The organism is Roseovarius sp., assembly GCF_030373445.1.
Taxonomy (GTDB): Bacteria; Pseudomonadota; Alphaproteobacteria; order Rhodobacterales; family Rhodobacteraceae; genus Roseovarius.
This window is the reverse complement of record NZ_JAUCYU010000001.1, coordinates 309,509-330,385: the sequence shown is the minus strand read 5'-3', so window position 1 is coordinate 330,385 and position 20,877 is coordinate 309,509. Positions and strand designations below refer to the sequence as shown.

Annotated in this window: 13 protein-coding genes; 5 read left to right on the top strand and 8 right to left on the bottom strand. The window is 67.2% G+C overall.

The genetic code is table 11. The features are described 5' to 3' along the window. The 4 genes from QUV18_RS01460 to gap all read left to right on the top strand — a co-directional run bounded on the left by QUV18_RS01460 (position 1) and on the right by gap (position 4,884). A complete protein-coding gene (locus QUV18_RS01460) occupies positions 1–1,098 on the top strand; it encodes an ABC transporter ATP-binding protein (RefSeq protein ID WP_300891466.1) in 1,098 nt (365 codons plus the stop codon). After that, positions 1,091–2,086: an ABC transporter ATP-binding protein gene (locus tag QUV18_RS01455; protein WP_300891465.1), complete on the top strand. Its 996-nt coding sequence runs from the start codon at positions 1,091–1,093 to the stop codon at positions 2,084–2,086. Before QUV18_RS01460 ends, QUV18_RS01455 begins: the two co-directional genes overlap by 8 nt. Before the next feature lie 12 nt (positions 2,087–2,098). Further along, on the top strand, positions 2,099–3,736 hold the full coding sequence (locus tag QUV18_RS01450) for a dihydroxyacetone kinase subunit DhaK (RefSeq protein WP_300891464.1): 1,638 nt from the start codon (positions 2,099–2,101) through the stop codon (positions 3,734–3,736). Between the two features lie 110 nt (positions 3,737–3,846). Further along, positions 3,847–4,884, top strand: coding sequence for a type I glyceraldehyde-3-phosphate dehydrogenase (gap, locus tag QUV18_RS01445; RefSeq protein WP_300891462.1), 1,038 nt, complete (start codon positions 3,847–3,849; stop codon positions 4,882–4,884). Here the strand turns inward: gap and QUV18_RS01440 are convergent. The 8 genes from QUV18_RS01440 to QUV18_RS01405 form a co-directional block, all read right to left on the bottom strand. Next, entirely contained in the window at positions 4,881–8,336 is a 3,456-nt protein-coding gene (locus QUV18_RS01440) for a CHAT domain-containing protein (protein ID WP_300891461.1), read from the bottom strand. The two genes, gap and QUV18_RS01440, sit on opposite strands and share 4 nt — an antisense overlap. Before the next feature lies 1 nt (position 8,337). Next, complete coding sequence (locus tag QUV18_RS01435) at positions 8,338–9,279, bottom strand: rhodanese-like domain-containing protein (protein WP_300891460.1); 942 nt, start codon at positions 9,277–9,279, stop codon at positions 8,338–8,340. Positions 9,280–9,300: 21 nt separating this feature from the next. Further along, on the bottom strand, positions 9,301–10,356 hold the full coding sequence (locus tag QUV18_RS01430) for a serine protease (protein WP_300891458.1): 1,056 nt from the start codon (positions 10,354–10,356) through the stop codon (positions 9,301–9,303). Positions 10,357–10,369: 13 nt separating this feature from the next. Continuing rightward, positions 10,370–12,562, bottom strand: coding sequence for a caspase family protein (locus tag QUV18_RS01425; RefSeq protein WP_300891457.1), 2,193 nt, complete (start codon positions 12,560–12,562; stop codon positions 10,370–10,372). A gap of 158 nt (positions 12,563–12,720) precedes the next feature. Further along, positions 12,721–13,071, bottom strand: a complete 351-nt coding sequence (locus tag QUV18_RS01420) for an Hpt domain-containing protein (RefSeq protein WP_300891456.1) — start codon at positions 13,069–13,071, stop codon at positions 12,721–12,723. Positions 13,072–13,098: 27 nt separating this feature from the next. Then, positions 13,099–14,064 carry a response regulator gene (locus QUV18_RS01415; protein ID WP_300891455.1) on the bottom strand — a complete coding sequence of 322 codons (966 nt, stop codon included), beginning with the start codon at positions 14,062–14,064 and terminating at the stop codon, positions 13,099–13,101. A gap of 134 nt (positions 14,065–14,198) precedes the next feature. Next, complete coding sequence (locus tag QUV18_RS01410; protein ID WP_300891454.1) at positions 14,199–16,190, bottom strand: ATP-binding protein; 1,992 nt, start codon at positions 16,188–16,190, stop codon at positions 14,199–14,201. Between the two features lie 115 nt (positions 16,191–16,305). Next, positions 16,306–17,274, bottom strand: coding sequence for a response regulator (locus tag QUV18_RS01405; protein ID WP_300891453.1), 969 nt, complete (start codon positions 17,272–17,274; stop codon positions 16,306–16,308). A gap of 427 nt (positions 17,275–17,701) precedes the next feature. Between QUV18_RS01405 and QUV18_RS01400 the strand changes: the two genes are divergently transcribed. Further along, the gene (locus tag QUV18_RS01400; RefSeq protein WP_300891452.1) at positions 17,702–20,872 is read left to right on the top strand and encodes a PAS domain S-box protein; all 3,171 of its coding nucleotides are present in this window, start codon (positions 17,702–17,704) and stop codon (positions 20,870–20,872) included. Positions 20,873–20,877 lie beyond the last annotated feature (5 nt).

The window sequence follows — 20,877 nt, the reverse complement described above, 5'->3', positions numbered from 1 at the left end:
ATGGCAGAGATCGTCATTCAGAATGTGCGCAAGGATTTCGGTGATTTTACCGCCGTCAAATCCTCGTCCTTCCGGATCGAGGATGGGGAGTTCTTCATGCTGCTGGGCCCGTCGGGGTGCGGGAAAACCACGACGTTGCGGATGATCGCGGGGCTGGAGTTGCCGACCTCGGGCGAGATTTACATCGACGGCGAGGAGGTGGGCCAGAAACCGGCGAGCCAGCGGGACATTGCCTTCGTCTTCCAGATGTTCGCGCTGTATCCGCATATGAACGTGCGCAAGAACATCAGCTATCCGCTGGTGAGCCAGGGAATGCCGCGCGCGCAGGTGCGCGAGAAGGTGGCGGAGGCGGCGCGGATCCTCGGGATCGAGAGTATCCTCGACCGGCCGGTGGGGGGCCTGTCGGGCGGCGACCGGCAGCGCGTGGCGCTGGGCCGGGCGATCGTCCGGAACCCGAAGTGCTTCCTGATGGACGAGCCGCTTGGCGCGCTCGACGCCGAGTTTCGGGAGCATATGGCGGAGGAGCTGCGCAACCTGCATGACCGGATGGGGGCGACCACCGTCTATGTGACCCATGACCAGCTGGAAGCGATGCAGATGGGCGACAAGATCGTGGTGATGAACCACGGGGTGATCGAACAGTTCGGCACGCCGCAAGATATCTACGACAAGCCCGCCAGCCGGTTCGTGGCGGAGTTCATCGGGTCGCCCTCGATGAATTTCCTGAAGTTCCATGACAGCCTCGAGGTCGGGGCGACGAGCGTGACGATGCATCACGAGACGCTGCATATTCCGGCGCTTCGGGAGCCCTTCGACGGGGACATGATCTATGGGGTGCGGCCCGAGCATGTGCGGCTGTCCGATGCCTCGGGCTATCGCGGAGAGGTGATCGCGACGGAATACCTGGGCACGACCCAGATCGTGACGATGAAAACCCATAACGGCGAGGTGAAGGCGCGGATCGGGTCGGAGCAGCCGGCCCGGGTGGGCGAGAGCGTGGGGCTCGATTTCAACGGCCAGACGGTGACGCTGTTCGATACGCAGGCGGGGCGGGCCATTCGCTCGGATCTGAACGAGGGGGTGCTGTCGCATGTCTGACGTGCTGCTTGAGAACGTATCGATGAGCTATGGCTCGACGCTGGCGGTGGACAACCTGACCATGACCGTTAGCGATGGCGCTTTCGTGGTGCTGCTGGGCCCGACCGGGGCGGGGAAGACCACGACCTTGCGGCTGATTTCGGGGCTGGAACGGCCCGACAGTGGGGATATCCGCATCGACGGGCGGTCGGTAGTGAACGAGACACCGGCGCAGCGGGACGTGGCGATGGTGTTCCAGCAATACTCGCTTTACCCGCATATGACCGTGCGCGAAAACCTCGCCTTTCCCTTGCGCTCGCCGATCCTGAAGACGCCGGAAGACGAGATCGAGCGGAAGATCCGCGAGGTGGCGGAGGTACTGAGCATTCCCCACAAGCTCGACAACAAGGCGACGGAGTTGTCGGGGGGCGAGATGCAGCGGGTGTCGATCGGGCGGGCGCTGGTGCGGGACCCGTCGATCTACCTGATGGACGAGCCGCTGTCGTCGCTCGACGCCAAGCTGCGGGCCGATCTGCGGGTCGAGTTGAAGCGCATCCAGGCGAGCCTGGGGGCGACGATGCTCTACGTAACGCATGACCAGATCGAGGCGATGACGATGGCGACGCATGTGGGCGTGCTCGATGAAGGCCGGCTGGTGCAATTCGGCAGCCCGCGCGAGATTTACGAAGACCCGGTGAGCTTGTACGTGGCCGGGCGGCTGGGCCTCCCACGTATCAACGCCCTACCGGCGGGGATATTCGGTGGGGCGCCGTCGGAGGCGAAGACCATCGGCTTGCGCCCCGAGCATATCGCGCATGGCGACGGCAAGCCCTCGACCGTGTCTCGGGTGGAGCGGCTGGGGGACCAGACCCGCCTACACCTGCAGCTTGACGGCCATGACATCGTGACGCTCACCGACCCGCATACCGACCTCGAGGCCGGGGATACCGTGGCCATTCAACCCCGCAACGCCCTTTACTTCGACGCCTCTGGCGCGCGGATCGCTTAAGGAGACTGACCCATGAAGCAGTTCATCAACGAGAAGGAAACGGTCGTCACCGAAGCGATCGACGGCAATCTGCGCATCGCGGGCGGGCGGCTGGCACGGCTGGATGGGTATCCGCATATCAAGGTGGTGGTGCGCACCGACTGGGACCGGTCGAAAGTGGCGCTGGTGTCGGGCGGCGGCTCGGGGCACGAGCCGAGCCATGCGGGGTTCGTCGGGCAGGGGATGCTGACCGCGGCAGTGTGCGGGGAGGTCTTCGCCTCGCCCTCGGTCGATGCGGTGCTGGCGGGGATCCTGTCGGTGACGGGCAAGGCGGGGTGCCTGCTGATCGTGAAGAATTATACCGGCGACCGGCTGAATTTCGGGTTGGCGGCCGAGCGGGCAAGAGCGCAGGGGTTGAAGGTTAACATGGTGATCGTCGACGATGACGTGGCCCTTCCGGACCTGCCGCAGGCGCGCGGGGTGGCCGGGACGCTGTTCGTCCACAAGATTGCCGGCGCCCTGGCCGAACAGGGCGCCGACCTCGATGCCGTGACCGAGGCGGCGGAGCGGGTGATCACGGGGGCCGTGTCGATCGGCATGTCGCTTGATACCTGCACCGTCCCGGGTTCGCCCAAGGAAGACCGGATCGGGCCGGGCAAGGCCGAGCTGGGGCTGGGGATTCACGGCGAGGCGGGGATCGAACAGGTGCCCTTCACCACGGCGCGCGAGGCGATTTCCATGGTGATCGACCGGCTGGCGCCGCACCTGGGCAGCGGGCCGCACGTGGCGTTGCTGAACAATCTCGGGGGGACGACCCCGCTGGAGATGGGGGTACTGGCGCATGAATTGACCCGTTCAAGGATCGGGGATCAGCTGCGCTGGCTGATCGGGCCGGCGCCGATGATGACCTCGCTGGATATGCGGGGGTTCTCGATCTCGGTCTACCCGGTGTCGAAGGCCGACGAGGCGGCGCTCTTGGCGCCGGTGGCGCCGTGGGCCTGGCCGGGCTGTCACATGATCGGCGAGGTCGAGGTGCTCGACCTGCCGGACGGGCTGACGCCGATCAAGCCGATCCCGTCCTCGCACGAGGCGACGCGGACTTTTGTAGAGCGGTGCTGCAACCTTCTGATCGGGGAGCAGGATGCGCTGAACGCGCTGGATGCGAAGTCGGGGGACGGGGATACGGGCAGTACGCTGGCCACGGCGTCGCGGGCGCTGATCGGGTCGCTGGATCGATTGCCTTTGGCGGATCAGACGCAGCTATACCGGGCCATCGGGCTGGAACTGAGCCAGACGATGGGCGGGTCATCGGGCGTGTTGCTGGCGATCTTCTTCGCGGCGGCGGGGGATGCCTCGGCCAGCGGGAAGGATGCCATTGGCGCGTTGAAATCGGGTCTCGACCGGGTGCAGCAGGTGGGCGGGGCAAGCCCCGGCGACCGGACGATGATCGACGCGCTGCTGCCGGCGCTGGAGGCGTTGCCGGATGGTTTGGCCGCGGCGGCGGAGGCGGCGAGGAAAGGCGCCGATGCCACGGCGGAGATCACACGGGCACGGGCGGGAAGGGCCAGCTACGTCTCGGCCGAGAGCCTTGCGGGGCATAACGACCCCGGCGCCGAGGCCGTGGCGCGTCTGTTCGAGCATCTCTCACGGGTCGACGAACTGGCCTCCTGAACGGATTTTCCACTGGCGCGACCGGAAAAGCGGCCGGGTCAGTGGTTATTCGTTTCAAAATATGTTAGCGCTACCATGAATCGCGAAATCAGCTAAAGGGAGCCTTCAACATGACTGCCAAGCTTGCCATCAACGGGTTCGGCCGGATCGGCCGCTGCGTCCTGCGGGCGTGGGTGGAATCTGGACGGGACGATATCGATATCGTCGCGATCAACGACCTCGCCCCGGTCGAGACCAACGCGCATCTTCTGAAATACGACAGCGTGCATGGCCGGTTGGCCGAGGAGGTCTCGATCGAGGGAGGCGAACTGATCGTGGGCGGCCGGCGCATCCGCGTGACGGCCGAGCGGGCGCCGGAGGATCTTCCGTGGTCCGACGTGGACGTGGCGCTGGAGTGCACCGGGGTCTTCACCGCCCGCGACAAGGCGGCGCGGCATTTGCAGAACGGGTCTGGCCGGGTTCTCGTCTCGGCCCCGGCGGAGGGGGCGGACAAGACCATTGTTTACGGGGTGAATCACCAGAGCCTGAACGCCGGTGACACGGTCATTTCCAACGCCTCCTGCACGACGAACTGTCTTGCGCCGGTTGCCAAGGTGCTGGACGACGCCTTCGGGATCGAGACCGGCTACATGACCACGGTGCACAGCTATACCGGCGATCAGCCGGTGCTGGATGCGGCGCACAAGGATCTCTACCGGGCGCGGGGCGCGGCGTTGTCGATGATCCCGACATCGACCGGGGCGGCGCGGGCTGTCGGCCTGGTGCTGCCGCACCTTGCCGGGCGGCTGGACGGGGCGGCGATCCGGGTGCCGACGCCGAATGTCTCGGTGGTCGATCTGACCTTCATGCCAAGGCGTTCGGCGACGGCAGACGAGGTGAACGAAGCGATCCGAAAGGCGGCCGGATCAGGGCCTTTGCACGGTATTCTTGCCGTCAACGACGCGCCGCTGGTGTCGAGCGATTTTAACCACGATTCCCATTCCTCCGTCTTCTGCCCCGGTCAGACGCGGGTGACGGGGGGCGGCATGGTGCGGGTGCTGTCGTGGTATGACAACGAGTGGGGCTTCTCGAACCGGATGCTCGATACCGGGGCGTGGATCGGCAAGCGGCTGGGCCTGCCGGTGGACGAGCAAAGGCTGGCGGGTTAGCGCAGGCCGACGATGGCGAAGGGCGCCCAGTAGGAGGGGTGCGTGCGCAGCGGGTCCTGTGCCGGGTCGTCGAGGATGGCGAGGACCGAGCGGCGCAGGGCCTCGGCATGGCCGAGCTCGGGCTCGTCCTGCAGTGTGCGGAAGAGGCCGGTGGAGACCTCGACCGCGGCGGAGGAATAGACCGACCAGTGGGTGACGAGGAGCGAGGAGCCGCCGGCGTGGAAGAAGGCACGGGCGAGGCCCGACAGGCCCTCGGCGCTGGCATCCTCGCCCGCGGCGGTGTTGCAGGCGGAGAGGACGACGAGGCTGGCGTTGAGATGCATCGTGGCGATCTCGGCGGCGGTGAGCAGGCCGTCATCTTCCGCCGTCGCAATGTCGGGCGGGGTCAGGACAAGGCCGGGCGCGCGGGCGCCGGCCTCGCCTGCGGTCAGGCCGTGGGTGGCGAATACGATCACGTCGTACTGCGCCAGCTGGGCGGAGGCGTCGAGGAATTTGACCCTGCTTTCCGTGGCTTGCGACCCGGTGAAGAGAGAGGCGGCATTGCCGAAGACGCGGCCGATCGCCTCGACCTCGCAGGCCGAGTCGGGCAGGCGGGGAAGGGCGCGAAGCGCGGCAGGGCGGGCGAGGGCGGCGCCGGTGTCGCCATCCATCAGGTCGGGTGTTTCGGGCGGCGCGGCGCGGAGGTTGGCCATGCGGACGGTGGCACAGTCGACGGGGCCGCTATTGCCGATCACCGGGTCGCCGAGGCCGAGGTATCGGCCGAGCCCCCTGGTTTTGCGCGACGGCTGGTTTCGCAGGCCCCGCAGGCTGGTGATCGAGGGCAGGACCGAGACGGCATTGTGGCGGATCAGCCAGTCGGGCGTGCCGTTCGGACCGCCCTCGGGATCGGTGACAAGGGCTTGAAAAGGCAGGCGTAACAGGTCGGCGGGCGGAGAGATGATCAGGTGGTCGGCCTCGGTCAGCATGCCGCTGACGCCGCCGAAGAGGTCCTGGTAGAGGTGGAAGGCGCCGTCGGCGTCGAAGCCGGTGGTTGGGTCGTCCCCGTCCTCTTCCGCCAGCATGGCGCCGCGGGTGGAGGCGGTGGCGAAGGTGGCGCAGTTGGGGTCGCTGACGGCGACCTGGCAGCGGAAGGCGGTGATCCTGTCGTTGAGGCTGCGGCGACTGTCGTCGGGAATGGGGGCGACGCGGACGGCGCCGTGGCTGATGGCGATGGTCCGGTTCGAGGAGCCGTCGAGACCGGCGACCATGTCGGGGCGCAGGCCGGGCAGGAGGAAGGTGACGAGCACCTCGCCGGGGTCGAGCAGGGCCTGGATCTCGGAGAGATGAAGGGGCTCGACGCCGGTCAGGCCGGCGGTGTCGAGGCCCAGATCGGAGAGGGTGTTCTCGACCGTCCGCAGCTCTGTCTCGAGCCTGTTGAGCCTTGAATCCAAAGCCTGAATCGCGCTCGGGTCGGTGCCGGAACCGTAGGCCGTGAGGAGGGCGGAGGTTTCGCGGGTGTGGGCCTCGCGGAGGTCCTGGCGGCGGCGGAGCCAGACGGCTTGCAGGGGGTCGTCGGCGGCGAGGCGGGCTTCCATCATGGCGAGCGCCTCGGCGGAGCGGGTGACCTGGGTCCATTGCAGGGCGGCGAGGGCTTCGTCGAGGCGGGCGGGGCTGGGTTGATCGGTGCCGGAGAGGAGGGACCAGGCGAGGAGCTCGAAATTCTGAAAGGAATCAGGGAGTTGTGAGCGGTAGGCCGGGGCCTTGCGGGCATCGGCCACGGTTTGCAGAAGGGGGAGGGCGGTATCGAGATGCCCCTCGGCGAGGTGGAAGAGGGCCAGTTTCAGGCGGGCGTCGACGGCCATGGGCATGGTGTCGGGAAGGGCGGCGGTGTTGATGGCGATGGCCTCTTCCAGCAGGCTCAAGGCCCTTGTTTTATTGCCCTGAACGAAGAGAAAGTCGGCGGCGTTGGCCAGGGCCGTGGCAAGGTCGGGGTGGTTTTCGGGGTAGCTTTCTCGGGCGATGGAAAGGGCGAGATCGAGGCGGGCCAAGGCCTGTTCGGGCTGGCCGAGGTCGGCGAGGGCGGTGGCCGCGGCGGCGTGGATGCGGGCCATTTCGGCCCGGATATTCCACGTCGGTATCACGTCGGTATCTTGTCGGTATTGCGTCAGTGCAATTTCGGTGAGGTCGAGCGCCTCCTGCGGGCGGCCCATGTCTGTCATCAGCCGCGCGCGGTTGGTGGCGCCGATGGCGAGATCGACGGGGGTGAGCGGCTCGGCCCCGTTTGACAACGCCACACGGTAGGCGCCTTGCGCCTGCTCGTAGAGCCGTTCGGAGAGCGACAGGTCGTTGCGCTGCCACGCGTTGGCGGCGAGGTCGTCGAGGATGAGGTGCAGGCTCTTGCGGCCTTCCTCGGTCGCCTCGAGCACGCGGGCGGCGCGGCGGAGGGTCTGGGCGGCCTGTTCGTGGAGGCCGAGATTGGTCTGGGCATGCGCCACCTCGCGCAGGGCGAGGCCGAGGCGGGGGTCGTTCTCGATCCCGGTGAGTTCGGCATAGGCGACGGCGAGCTGGGCATAGTCGAGCTGCACCTCGCGCAGCTCGGTGTAGCTGGCGGATTGGGTGGCGGTCAGGGTGAGGGTCGCCATCTCGTCGACATAGGCGAGCTCGTCGGCGGAGAGCGGCGCGGCGGCGGCCCAGTCGCGCAACGCATCGGCGGCGGGGCCGTAGCGCTCGGCCTGGTGAAGCTGGAAGAATTTCTGCGACAGCAGGTTCTGGATGCCCTCGACCTCGTCCGGCATGAAGCGGCGGAGGATGGCGATGCGCCCGGTGATGAGGGCGATGGCGTCGTCGGTGCGACCGGCCTGCTCCATCGCCTCCTGCGTCTGGGCGTAGGTGGTGTAGATCGTGCCGTAGACCGGGCGGAGGATCTCCGGATCGACCGCGAGCAGTTCCTCGAGGAATTCGATCGAGGCGACGTATTGCCCGGCGGCGAAATGGACCGAGGCGGCGATGCCCGCGGCGCGGCCGTGGGAGGGGGTGTTGCGGCCGATGTCGAGGATGCGGGTGACGAGGGCTTCGGCGGCGGCGATGTCGCCCGAGGCGACGTGCAGGTTGGCGCGGTTGGTGGCGGCCAGATACCACGGGTCGGTGCCGGTGAGGCCGGATTGTTCGGCGAAGGCGATGGCCTCGTCGAGCAGGGCGGCGGCCTGCGGGTCGGCCGCGAGCGAGAGGGCGTAACCGAGGTTGTTGAGGGCGTAGGCGACCGCGACAGGGTCGGGGTCGGGGTCGGGCAACGCCCGCGCCGCATCGACGGCGGCGCGGGCGCGTTCGAGGGCGAGCGCAGTGTCGCCCGCCGTGAGGGCTTCCATCGTCGCCCCGTTAAGGGCGCCGAGATCGGCTGCGGGCTGTTGTGCCGACGCGGGAGGCGCCAGCAGGAGGCCCAGGGCCACGATCAGGCCGAGGGCCGCCCGCCGCATGTCAGTAGCCGGACGGATAGACCGGGAAACCCGCCATCTGCCACGCCGTGATGCCGCCCCGGTACCAGTAGACATTGGTGTAGCCGGCCGCGACGACCCGCAGCGTGGCATTGTAGCTGAGCCAGCATTGCGGGTCGGAGCAGTAGAGGATGATCGGGTAATCGGCGATCTGGCCGGTCACCTGCCCGAGGAACTGCCCGGTTTGTTGTTGAATCCGGTCCTGGTAGGAGCCGGGAGACGACATTTCCGGGATCATGTAGGCGCTGGGCAGGGCGTATTCGCCGCCCAGCACGTCGATGATGATCATCTCGAGCCCGCTGGCCATGGCGTTGGCGAGGCCTTCCGTCGAGACGACCGAGGCGCCGGGCACCATGGTGGGAGTGGGCGCGTGCATGCCGCCATTGCGCAGGTTGCCCGAGGGCGGCACGCCGTAGTCACGGCTTTCGAAGGAGAGGATCTGGGGATCGACCGTGATCGCCTGGGCCTGGGCCTGCCCGCCCTGATCGGTTTCGGGCTGGGCCTCGGGTTGTGGCTCGGGCTGGGTTTCCGGCATGGCGGTTTCGGTGCTGTCGCCGGTTCCGGTACCGGAGCCGGTGATCGCGAAGTCGGGATCGAAGTTGCCATCCTCGGGCGCGGTTTCCGCCGTCGTGCCGGTGGTGCCGGTGTCGCCGGTGGTGGTGCCGCTGTCGGTCGTGGTTTCGGTGCCCGGTCCGAAACTGCCGCCGAAGCCGTCATCGGTGGCCGGTTCCGAGGCGGCTTGCGCCCCGGTGTCCGAGCCAGTGTCCGAGCCGGCATTCGGCTCGGGTTCCTTTGCATCGGACGTGGCTTCGACGGCGGGCTGGCCGTCGTCGAAGCTGCCGCCGAAGCCGTCGTCGGCGAGCGCCGGGACGCTGAGGAGCGCCGCCAGCGCCGCGCCGGTCGCGGTGCGTGCAATCAAGGTCATACGTTCTCTCCTTCCCGCGGATCAGCCGCGCACGTGGCTTGCGATCCAGTCGAAGTAGTTCGATACGCGGGTGTAGACCGAGTAGAGGTTCTCGTGCCCGCAGGGTTCGTTCGAGCCGAGGGGTTTGCGGCCCCAGCTGACGATGCCGACCTGAAGCCAGTCGCCATCGGCTTCCTTGATCATGAGCGGGCCGCCGCTGTCGCCGTTGCAGGAGGTGCGCTTGCCGCTGGGTACGCCGGCGCAGATCATGTTGTTGGTCAGCGCGTCGCCCCAGTTGTTGAGGATGATCGAGTAGGCCTCTTCCAGGCTGGTCATCGGGATCCGGTTCTCGGTGCCGATGGCGAGGAGGAACGCCCCTAGATCGCGTTGCGACACCTCGGCCATGCCCTTGTTGCAGGTGGCGTTGGAGACGATGTCGATATCGGTTTCCATCAGGTCGACGGGGAACTTGGCCTCTTCCATCATGCCCCAGCCGATGACGACCGCCGGGCCCTCGGGCAGCTGGGTCGAGCCGGTCTGCACCGGGATGGCGGCGACCGGGCCGGAGCTGTCGCTGATCGGCTCGGCGAGCTGGATCAGGCCGATATCGGCGTCGCCGGTGCGGGGATCGTAATCCTCGTGGACGATCACCTGGGCGACGGCGCGCAGGTCGCCCTCGCCGAGGTCGGCGGCGCCGGACTTGACGGCCACCTCGCCCGGCTGGACGGCGCGGCCCTCGTCATCGGCGATGCAGTGGGCGGCGGTGAGCACCCATTGGCGGGCGACGATCGAGCCGCCGCAGAATTGCGAGCCGTAGAGCCCCTCGACGGTGCCGTCGAGTCGTTCGGTCAGGTGCAGCGACACCTGGTGCGGCCAGGCGCCATCCTGGGCGGCGCGGCCGCCATAGATGCGCGAGGCGGTCTCGCCGGTGAGGTTCTCGGCCTTGGCGCGCTCCTTTACCACGTAGTTGGCGACCGAGGTGCCGGTGCCCTGGGCGGGTACGGCGACCTTGGAAAAGCTCGAGTCCTGCGCCAGCGCAGGCTGCGCAAGCATGCAGAACACGGACAATGCCGTGGCGCTTGAGGTCAGAAATTTCATTTGTCTTCTCCCGTTAAAAGTCCTGTTTCTTCCCCTGGTATTCCGTTGGCTCGACCGCCCGGCCCGCGCGCAGGAACGCTTCGCGGCGGGGCAGAACCTGCCATGTCCATGCCTCGACCCAGATGCCGGCGGAGCCGAGCCCGCCGAAGGCACCGCGCGTGTCGCCGCGCTGGGCCAGGTCTTCGAGAAAGGCGCGCGGGTCGGCTGCGGTGCCCCGTGTGGGGCCATCGACGCAGGTTTCGACCAGGCCTTCGAGATTGAGTGCCTCGGTGTTGTCGCGGGCTTCGGTGACGATGACGAACAGCCGCTCGGTGCCGGCGGAATAGCCGCTGGGACAGTCGGAGCAGATGGTCATGGCCGGGCCGAGGGGCAGCGCGTTGGCGTTGCCGGTGATCCGTTCGTGTTCGGCATGGACGCAGAACTGGGCGTCGACATGCACGCGGTTGACGTCGAAGGTGCCGCCGGTGGCGCCCTGGGCGCTGAAAGCGAGCCCGTCGCATTGCTTGAGCCGGGCGCCGCGGTCGAGGGGGACGGGGGCGGTGCTGCTGGCGGCACGGTAGGCGGCGCGGCATTCACGGCGGGGGGAGGTGTCACTTCCCAGGTCGGCCAGCGCCTCGATCGGGACGGGCTGGAGCTGGGTTTCGACATCGACCGGGCTGGGGTTCAGGAGCGAGCCGGAGGCGGAGAGGTTGTCGAGCATGCGGGCCAGGGTTTCGGCGCGGGCGATGCGGGCGAGGGCGGCGGGCAGGTCGAGGTCGCTCTCTGGCGTCCAGGTGAGGCCGGCGGGGCTGTCGCCGGCTTGCGCGGGCAGGCCGAACCAGAGGGCGCCGTCGGTGTGGAGCACGTCGATATCGGCCTCGGTGGCCGACAGGGTGACGGCGGGGCCTGTGCCGTCGGCCGTGGCCGCGACGGCCTCGGACAGGGCGGTGACGAGCGGGTGGTCGTCGGGCAGGGCGGCGCCGGTGGCGAGGTCGCGGGGATGGGCCAGCGCGATGGTGAGGTCGACCGGGTGGGCGATGACCTGGGCGAAGCGGGCCTCGGGCGGGAGGGTGCCGGCGATGTCGCAGAGCGTGTCGGCGCGCGGGGTGCAGTCGGCGGAGACCGGTCGTAGGAAGGCTTCGGCCGCGTCGGGATCTTCGACCTGGGCGAAGCCGATCAGCGCGTCGGGCGCGTCCGCCGCGTCGGCCACCAGCCCCAGCAGCGTGCCCTCGGCCAGCCCGTGGACCATGCCGGCGGCGACGCTGTCATCGGTGACGGCGAAGCGGCGTACGCCCGCCGTGTCGCGCCCGCCGAAGACGGCGGCGTCGATCAGGTCGCCCTCCCAGAGCGGCGTCTGGAGCTTGGCGACGCCGGGCACGTGGGAGGCGTTCATGTCGGAGAGCACCGCCTGGAAGAGCTGGCGGAAGGAGAGCGCGGCATCGTCCTGGAGCCGGGCGGCGAGCGTGGACGTGAAGAAGCCGTACCAGTCGTCGCCGCCCTCGGCCTCGGCGAAGTTGACCTCGCGCGCCAGTTCGGTGGATTGCGCCGCGTAGAAGGCGAGCAGCCCGCCGGGCGGTTCTTCCCCGGTGGGGGCAGACTCGGTGGCGTCTTCGGCCTGGTGCGCGGGCGTGACGGAAACGCCGAGCGCGGCGGGGTCGACGAAGCGGGCGACGGTGCCGGGGGTGGCGGCACGGGTGCCGGAGCCGGAATGGCAGCTGTCGAGCACGAACCAGACGTCGGCGCCGGTCATGCGGATGGCATGGAGTGCTTCGCCGATCTCGTCATCGGTGATGGCGTTGGGGATGGCCCCGGCGCCGGGTTCGGCGCGGGCGGTGTCGGCGGGCAGGAACACCTCGTCGAGCCCGTCGGCCTCGTCGCCGTTGCGGTCGGGCTGGCGGGTGCCGTGACCGGACAGGTGGATGTAGATGAAATCGCCATCCTGCGCCGTGGCGGCGAGATCGGCGAAGGCGCCGAGAATGGCGGCGCGGGTCGGGCGCGGTGCGCCCTCGATCCCGTCGGCGAGCACGGTGATGTCGGCAATACCGCGGGTTTCGAGCGTGGTGCCGAGAAGGCGGACGTCGTTGGCGGGGCCCTTGAGGTCGGCCACGCCGGCGGCATCGTCATAGTCGGAGACGCCGATCAGCAGGGCACGTGTCTCCGCCGCCGCGAGCTGGGGCGCGGCAAGGATAATGCCATAGATCAAAAACACCAGAAGGCCGCGCATCATGCAGGCCATCCTCCCCGGGAGTCGCGATGCGTACAAATTAACCGAGGGCCAGCTTACGCCGGGTTATGTAAAATCTCATAGCAAAAAATACCCCGACCCGCGCAGTACGCGGGCCGGAAGTGCTGCCATTTACTCAATTCTGCGTGAATCGCCGGTGATCAGCGGTTCTGCAGAAGCTGTGCGATGCGCGCCCGGAAGATCTCGGAATCACGCACGACGGCGGCCCAGCCGGTGGGATCGGTGCGGCGGGCTTCGCGCAGGCTGTCGATCGTCGCCTCGAAGGTCGAGGCCAGGTCGCCGAAGTCGGCGAAGCCCAGCGAGCCGGCGGATCCGGCGATGCGGTGGTAGACCGAGCGGATCTCGGCCATGCCGAGATCGATCGGGGCCTCGTCCTGTTCCACCTTGCGGCGGGCCTCGACGATTTCGCGATCGCGTTCGGCCAGAACCTTCAGGAAGAGATCGCGCGTCTTGGCCAGCCTCTGGGCCATGATCTGATCAAGATCTTCCATCTGTGCCTGTGTCATGTCTGCTCCCGTTTATGCTCTTGCGGTTTGAAGGATCGATTTGGCCTGGGTCTTGTGCGGCAGGGGGAACTGCGCCAGCGAGCGGGCTTTTTCCAGCATGCTCGCCGGGTCGCCGAGTTGCAGCAGCGCCGGGCGCACGACCGGGCCGCAGGTGACGACCGGGCGCATCACGTCGGGCTCGTCGAGCTGATCGTAGAACTGTTCGAGCGCGACGTTGATCAGCGCCTCCAGCTCGCCCGGGTCGATGGCCGCGAGGCGGGGGAGGAGGACCACGAAATCGCCCGAGCCCGCGTAGGCGAACATGTGGTGCATGGTCTGCAGCTCGCCATGGGCGGTTTCGGCCACGTCGCCCAGCATGTCCATGAAGGCGGTGCGGGTCATCAGGCCGAAGAGCTTCTCGGCGTTGCGGATGTGGATGCACATGGCGGCGTGGTTCATCATCCGCAGGCGGCCGACAGTTTCGAGATAGTTCTTGACCGCGACGTAATGCATGACCCCGTCGACATCGTTCAGCGCCACGGGCTCGTCGAAATCGCGCATGCCCTGCTCGATCGCGTCGTGGTCGCGCAGCATCGCCTTCATCGATTCGAAGCGGCGGCTTTCGCGGACGATCCGCTCGACGGCGCTGAGGCGGCCGCGGAGCTGGTTGATGTCGAGCGGTTTCGACAGGTAGTCGATGGCCCCGGCCTGGAAGGCGCCGTCGACGCTGTCGCGGTCGCCCATCGAGGTGATCATCACCACCGGTGCACGCTTGCCGCTTTCGGTGGAGCGGATGTTGCGGACCAGCTCGATGCCGTTCATGCCGGGCATCTCGATGTCGCAGAGGAAGCAGTCGAACGGCTGCGGAGCCGCTTGAATGGATTTCAGTGCCTCGGGCCCGGACATCGCGTAGGTGACGTCGGGATAGCCCAGCCTGTCCATGTAGGACTCGAGGATCTCGCGAAATACGGGATCATCGTCTACGGCAAGAATTCTCATCATCGTGGTTCCATTTCGTAAGCAGGGGCAATCCCTTAAGTAATTAAAAGTCTGTCGCTCATATTGAGGGCGCAATTTGGGCGTTTTCGTGGCGTTGCACCGCCAGGGTTGCGCGAACGGCAAATATTCGCCTGTCAGGCGCGCCGTTCCTGTGCCGGCGTGCCGCCCGCGACCAGGTCGCTGACGAGGCGGATGAGCTTCTGCCATTCCAGCGGTTTGGAGAGCACGGCCACGTTTTCGGGCAGGCGGTCGGGCAGGTCGCCCACGTTGCCGGACATCAGCAGTGCGGGGGTGCGCCGGTTGGGGCCGGTCCCGTCGCGGATGGTATGGACGGCGGTGGCGCCGTTCATGCCCAGCAGGTTCTGGTCGAAGATCATCAGGTCGTAGCGTTCCTGGCCGGCGGCGCCGACGGCCACGTCGCCGCTGTCGACGGCGCGCATGTTGGTGATGCCCATCAGGCCCAGCATCTCGGTGATGACCCCGCGCGAGATCTCGTCATCCTCGGCCAGCAGGATGCGGGCGTCGCCCATGGCGAGCTGGAGGATTTCCTCGGGGCGGTCGGTGTCGGCGGTGGTCTCGGCCGCATCCTCGGCATCGACCCGGTCGAGGGGCAGCTCGATGCGGAAGGTGGCGCCGGCGCCGGGGGCGCTGTGGATCGAGATGGAGCCGCCCATCAGGCGCACCAGCTCGGCGCAGATGGCCAGGCCGAGGCCCGAGCCCTCGCGCTCGCCGCTGCGGCCGTCATCGACCTGCCGGAAGCGTTCGAAGAGGTGCGGTTGGTCGGCCAGCGGGATGCCGGGGCCGTCGTCGCAGACGTTGAAGACGACGTCGCCGTCGGGGGTGGTGCCGGCGCAGACGCAGACCTCGCCATGCGACGAGAACTTGACCGCGTTGCCGGTGAGGTTGATCAGCACCTGCCGGATGCGGCCACGGTCGCCCATGACGCGGCGGGGCACCGAGGGGTCGACCCGGGTGACGAGGCGCAGGCCCTTGTTCTCGGCCTGGTCGACGAGGGTGTCGCGCACCTCGTCGACGAGGGAGGCAACGGCGAAGGGCTCGGCATGCAGGGTGAGCAGCCCGGCCTCGATGCGGGAGAGGTCGAGCGTGTGGTTGACCAGCTCGTGCAGGATCTCGCAGTTCTTGCGGATGCGGTTGGCGAGACTGGCGTGCTCCTCGGACAGGTCGGACCAGAGCAGAACCTGGGTGGTGCCGGATATGCCGTTGAGAAGGTTGCGGATTTCGTGGGTTGTGTGAGCCAAAGCCTCGGATTTGCGGCGGTCGCGCTCCTCGGCCTGGACGCGCTCGGACTGGATCTTGGTGATGTCGCTGACGACGCCGAGGCTGCGGACGGGGAAGCCGGTTTCATCAAGCACGATGCGGCCGCGCAGGCGCAGCCACATCCATGTGCCGGCCTCCTGGCGGAAGCGGCAGGTGACGTCGAGATCCTCGCCGGCGTAGTGGCGGAGCATGGCACGGTGCATCCAGCGCCGCTCGGAAGGGTGGGCGTGTTGCGTGAGCCATTCGAAATCGAACTGCCCGTCGCGGCCGGGGGTGCTGCCGAGCAGGGTGGCGAAGTTGTCGGAGAACTCGCAATGGCCGGTGTTGAGCTCGAGGTCCCAGAAGGGCAGGGCGCCGTAGTCGAGCGCCATGCGGAGCTGGTCGCGGCTGCGCTGGAGGTCGATCTCGGTCTGCTTGTGGCGGGTGATGTCCTGCTGGATCGAGATGAAGTTGGTCAGCCGGCCGGAGGCGTCGAAGACCGGGTTGATCAGCATGTTCAGCCAGTAGCGTTCGCCGGATTTCGCGTAGTTGAGGATTTCCACGTCGACCGGTTCGTGACTGGCGAGCTTGCGGCTGATGAGGCGCACGGTGGCGGGGTCGGTTTCGGGGCCCTGAAGCAGGTCACCGGGTCTCTGGCCGATATACTCGTCGGCCTCGTAGCCCGTGAGCCGCTCGAAGGCGGCGTTGGCCCAGATGATGCGGCCGGTATGATCGGAGGTGAGGGCGACGTCGGACGTATGGGTCGCGACAAGGGCCGCGGATCCGGTCGTATCGGTCCGTCTCAGCGCCTCATGCGCCATGGCGCCATCGTCGGTGCCGGTCTGCTCGCCCTTCAGCCTGCTGTTCACCGTCTTATGCCTTGCGCCGCGTATCGCGGCCAATCTCTTTGACGTAACGTCATTGAACATACTCGATACCATTTTTTTTACCAACTACAATCACGAACGCATCCCACGGCGGGTGTCAGGCAAAATCGTCGGCTGTCCGGCTGCGTCTCATTCGCCGGATGCGCGACGGAAGAGGCAGGACATTGTCATCCGTCCGCCCCACGTTCAGATCCCGACGGCGGCGTTCGACGCTGAGGAGCGCGCGCTCGAGAAGTCGCAAGGGTTCGTCTGCAAAGAACATCGAAGGCGTGATCGGGTTCCCGACGATCAGACCGGGTGTCCAGCCGCCGGCATTGCGCTGGCTGGCCTGTATCTGTTCGACCAGCCGGTGCGTCAGGGCCAGGGGCGTTTCGGCGGGCCGGGCGGAAAGCGCCGCCACGACCTGGTGGTCTGTCATGGAGGTACAGATCACGAGCTGGCGGTCGAAGACGCGGGCCAGGGCATTGACGATCGCGGAAAGCACGCTTTCGGGGTCGCCCCCGGGCGCGTCCATGTCGCGGGTGGCCAGATGGTCGACGGCAAGAAGGGTCGTCTTGCGCACCTGGCCGGGATCGAGGCTGTGCAGGAAGTTCAGGAAGACCTCGCTGCTGCGGTAGGACTGCCCGGTGGCGCCGGCCAGAACGGGCAGGGTCTGGCGGCGCGGCGCGGGCAGGTTGGCGGTTTTCGAGCGGGCCTGCGGCTGGGCTACGCTGAGCCGGGCGATCAGCTCGGACGGGATGAAGGGCTTGGCGAGAAAGTCGGTGGCCCCGGCGCAGAAGGCATCGACGATGGTCGCCTCGTCGTCGCTCTTGGTCACCACGATCATCGGGGTCTCGTCGTAGCCGCGCAGGGCGCGGGCCCTCTCGGTGAACTCGATACCGGTCATGTCGGGCAGGTTGACGTCGATCAGCAGGCAGTCGAACTTGCGCAACCCCTCGGTCAGCATGGTCAGCCCCTGCGCGCCGGTATCGGCGAAGTCGACCCGGTAGCCGCCCTTGGTTTCAAGGGTGGCAGCGATCATGTCCTGCATGATCAGATCGTCTTCAATACTAAGTACACGTAGCACCGGCGCCCTCGCTCGTTACCCTTTGGTTGTTTTTTGACGAAAACTGGACCGAAAATTCGGTTAGGGTGTGGCAGATTTGAGTATTCTGTTTGTCCATTCTGGCCGAAATGCGGCAGGAAACGGGCGGTTGGTCCGGGGGTGCGGAAATTTGCCGGTGCCGAGGGATACAAATCCGTTGGCGACCGGTACAACTGTGTCCTTAATGCACAATCAAAAAGTGTTAAGCGCGCCTTAACAATCCTCATTTGCGTGTGAGTCTCTTCCGGCACATTGTTCAGGCGTGAATGTTTTATATGCGCAACATCCCGGGTGCTGAAATGCAAGTTCGGCCGGTCCCCTCTGGAAGTCGGGCGCGGAGCATGTCAATGAGCCGCGTTACCAAACTCACTGGTATCGCTATCGAATGTAACCTCTCGGAGTATCCCGCGTGACGTCCGGACCCAGTGTAATCGAGCGTGTGGCCGGGCTGTTGCTGCTGTCCGGGCTGGCTTATGCCGGCAATGCCGCGGCGCTGACGCTGTTCACCCCGATCTCGTTCGTGTTCGGGTCGGTCTTCGCGCTGATCGCCGTGCGGCTGTTCGGGCTGGCCGGCGGGTGCGTCGTGGCGCTGATGGGATCCTGCTACACGGTCTATGCCTGGGGCCATCCCTATGCGCTGATCATCTTCACCGCAGAGGCGGCGGCGGTCTACGTGCTGTCGCGCCGGGTGTCCAACCTTGCCATGGCGGACGCGCTGTTCTGGATCTTCGCGGGATGCCCGCTGGCGCTGGTCTTCTACGGCGGCGCGATGGAGATGGACAGCGTGTCGGCCGGGTTGATCGCGCTGAAACAGGCCACGAACGGCGTGTTCAACGCGGTGGTCGCCGGCCTGCTGCTGATCGCGCTGCGGCGCTGGCTGCCGCCGTCGTTCCGGGCGGGCACGCGGGCCTCGTTCCATTCGCTGGTGTTCTATGTGCTGGTGCTGGTTGCGAGCGTTTCGGCCGCCGGGATGACCGTGCTGGAAAGCCGGCACGAATACCGGCAGGCGGTGGAACACGTGGATGCGCTGGTCTCCCTGCTGACTGACTGGACGCGGCAGGAACTGGCGGCCGGGCGGGACCTTTCGGAGATCGAGGCGGCCTATGAGCGCGATATCGGCCTGTTCATGGCGAACATGGCCCACGACCAGCCGCAGCAGGCGGAAATCGGGCTGGCCCTGACTGGCCCCGACGGCGAGAGCGAGGCGCTGATCGGATCGGTCAGCAGCCCGTGGCGCGCCGGCGAGATCACCCGGCTTGACGACGGGCTGATGCTTTGGGAGCCGGCCGGCGACATGCCGGCGATGACGCGCACGCGCGAGGGCCGGTATGTGCTTCGCACTCCGCTGGAGGGCGACGCGGCGGGCCGCGAGCTTCTGGTGGAGGTGTCTGCGGGGGCGCTGGTGGCGCAGATGGAGGCCGGCGGGCGATGGAACATGACGATGCTGGCCATCGCGATCGGGCTGGCGATGATCGGGTCGAAGGTGCTGAGCGAATGGCTGGGCGCGCCGCTCGGCCGGCTGGCGCGGCTGAGCGACGGGCTGACCGGGTCGATCATGTCGGGGCAGGATGCCGGCGTGACCTTTCCCACGAGCAACATCGCCGAATACGAGACGCTGTCGACGTCGCTACGCGACATGTCGGCGCGGCTGGGCGAGAGCTTTCGGTCGCAGAAGGCGGTTCAGAAGACGCTGGAGGAGCGGGTGCAGGACCGGACCCGCGCGCTGGACCGGATGTCCCAGGTGGCACGGCAGACGACCAACTCGGTGCTGATCATGGACACCGACGCCCGGATCGAGTGGGTCAACGAGGCGTTCACCGACATGACCGGCTACACGCTCGAGGGTGTGGTGGGCAAGATGCCCGGCCGGGTGTTCCTCGGGGCCGAGTCGGACAGGGACGTGATCGGCGAGATGCAAGACGCGGTGAACCGGATCGAGGGGTTCGACGTCGAGGTCGTGATGTACGACATGGGCCAGCGGCCGTTCTGGGCCGAGGTGCGCTGTAACCCGATCTGGGATTCCGGCGGGCGGCATGCCGGGTTCATCGCGATCATGAACGACATCACCCAGCGGCGGAAGACGTCGCAGATGTTGCAGGATTCGCTGGAGCGCGTGCAGCTGGCGACCGAGGTGGCGCAGATCGGTATCTGGGCCTACGACCCGGCGACCGGGAAGGTGGAATGGAGCGATGGCAATTTCCGGCTTTACGGCCTGTCGCCGCGGTCGTTCAACGAGACGATCGGCGCGTGGCCGGACCTTCTCAACCCCGACGACAGGGCGCGGGTGGCCAGGGAGGTCGAAGCGGCGCTGGCCGACGATGCGACGCCGTTCGAGTCGGAATTCCGGGTCTACAACCCGGAGAAGGGCGCGCGGGTCTTCCGCTCGGTGGCAAGGGTGTCGCGGGACGAGCAGGGCCGGGCGGTGCGGATGACCGGGGTGAACCTCGACGTCACCGAGGACCGGCGCGCGGCGGAGGCGCTGGGCAATGCCGCCAAGCGCAACGCCGCCGTGCTGGACAACGTGGCCGACAGCATCATCACGCTGGACCGCAAGGGCGCGATCCTGTCGTTCAACCGGGCCTCGGAAAGCATGTTCGGCTATCCGGCCGAGGACGTGACCGGGCGGGACGTCAAGACGCTGTTCCCGTCGGATGCGGGCGGGCTGGAAGGCGGGTTCATGGCCGAGTACCTGTCGGACCGGGCCCCCGAGCTTCTGGGGCAGGTGCGCGAGATGGAGGCGCTGCGCCGGAACGGGGAAGCTTTCCCGGTGGCGCTGGCGGTGTCGGAGGTCGAAACGCGGGGCGAGAAGGTGTTCATCGCGATCATCCGGGACATCACCGAAAGTCGCCGGGTGGCGAGGATGCAGGCCGAGTTCATTGCCACGGTCAGCCACGAGCTGCGCACGCCGCTGACCTCGATCAAGGGGACGCTGTCGCTGATCCGGGGCGGTGTGCTGGGGACGCTCGACGATAAGGGGCACAAGATCGTGGGGGCGGCGATGGCCAACAGCGACCGGCTGTCGGGGCTGATCGACGAGATCCTCGACCTCGAGCGGCTGACGGCGGGCAAGCTGACCCTCGATATCGCGCCCTGCCGGATCGATACGCTGGTGCGCCAATCGGTCGAGATCAACCACGGCTATGCCGACCGGTTCGGGGTGCTGCTGGCGATCGAGGGCCGTCTGCCGGAGCTTGAGGTGGCGGTCGACCAGATGCGCGCCGGGCAGATCCTGAGCAATTACATATCGAACGCGGTCAAGTTCTCGGCCAAGGGCCAGACCGTGACCGTGGCGGTCGAGTCGGCACGCGGCGGGGTGCGGGTTGTCGTGTCCGACCGTGGGCAGGGGATCCCCGAGAAGTTTCACGGGGCGATCTTCAAGAAGTTTTCACAGACCGATGCGTCGGACACCCGCAAGAGCGGGGGCTCGGGGCTCGGTCTCGCAATATCGAAGGAACTGGCAAGCCAGATGGGCGGAAGAGTGGGCTTCGTCTCTCACGAGGGCGAAGGTGCGCGGTTTTGGGTGGAATTTCCGTTGTGTGAAACGGGAGTTGACGTAACGGGAGCTTTTGAACATGCCTGATACGC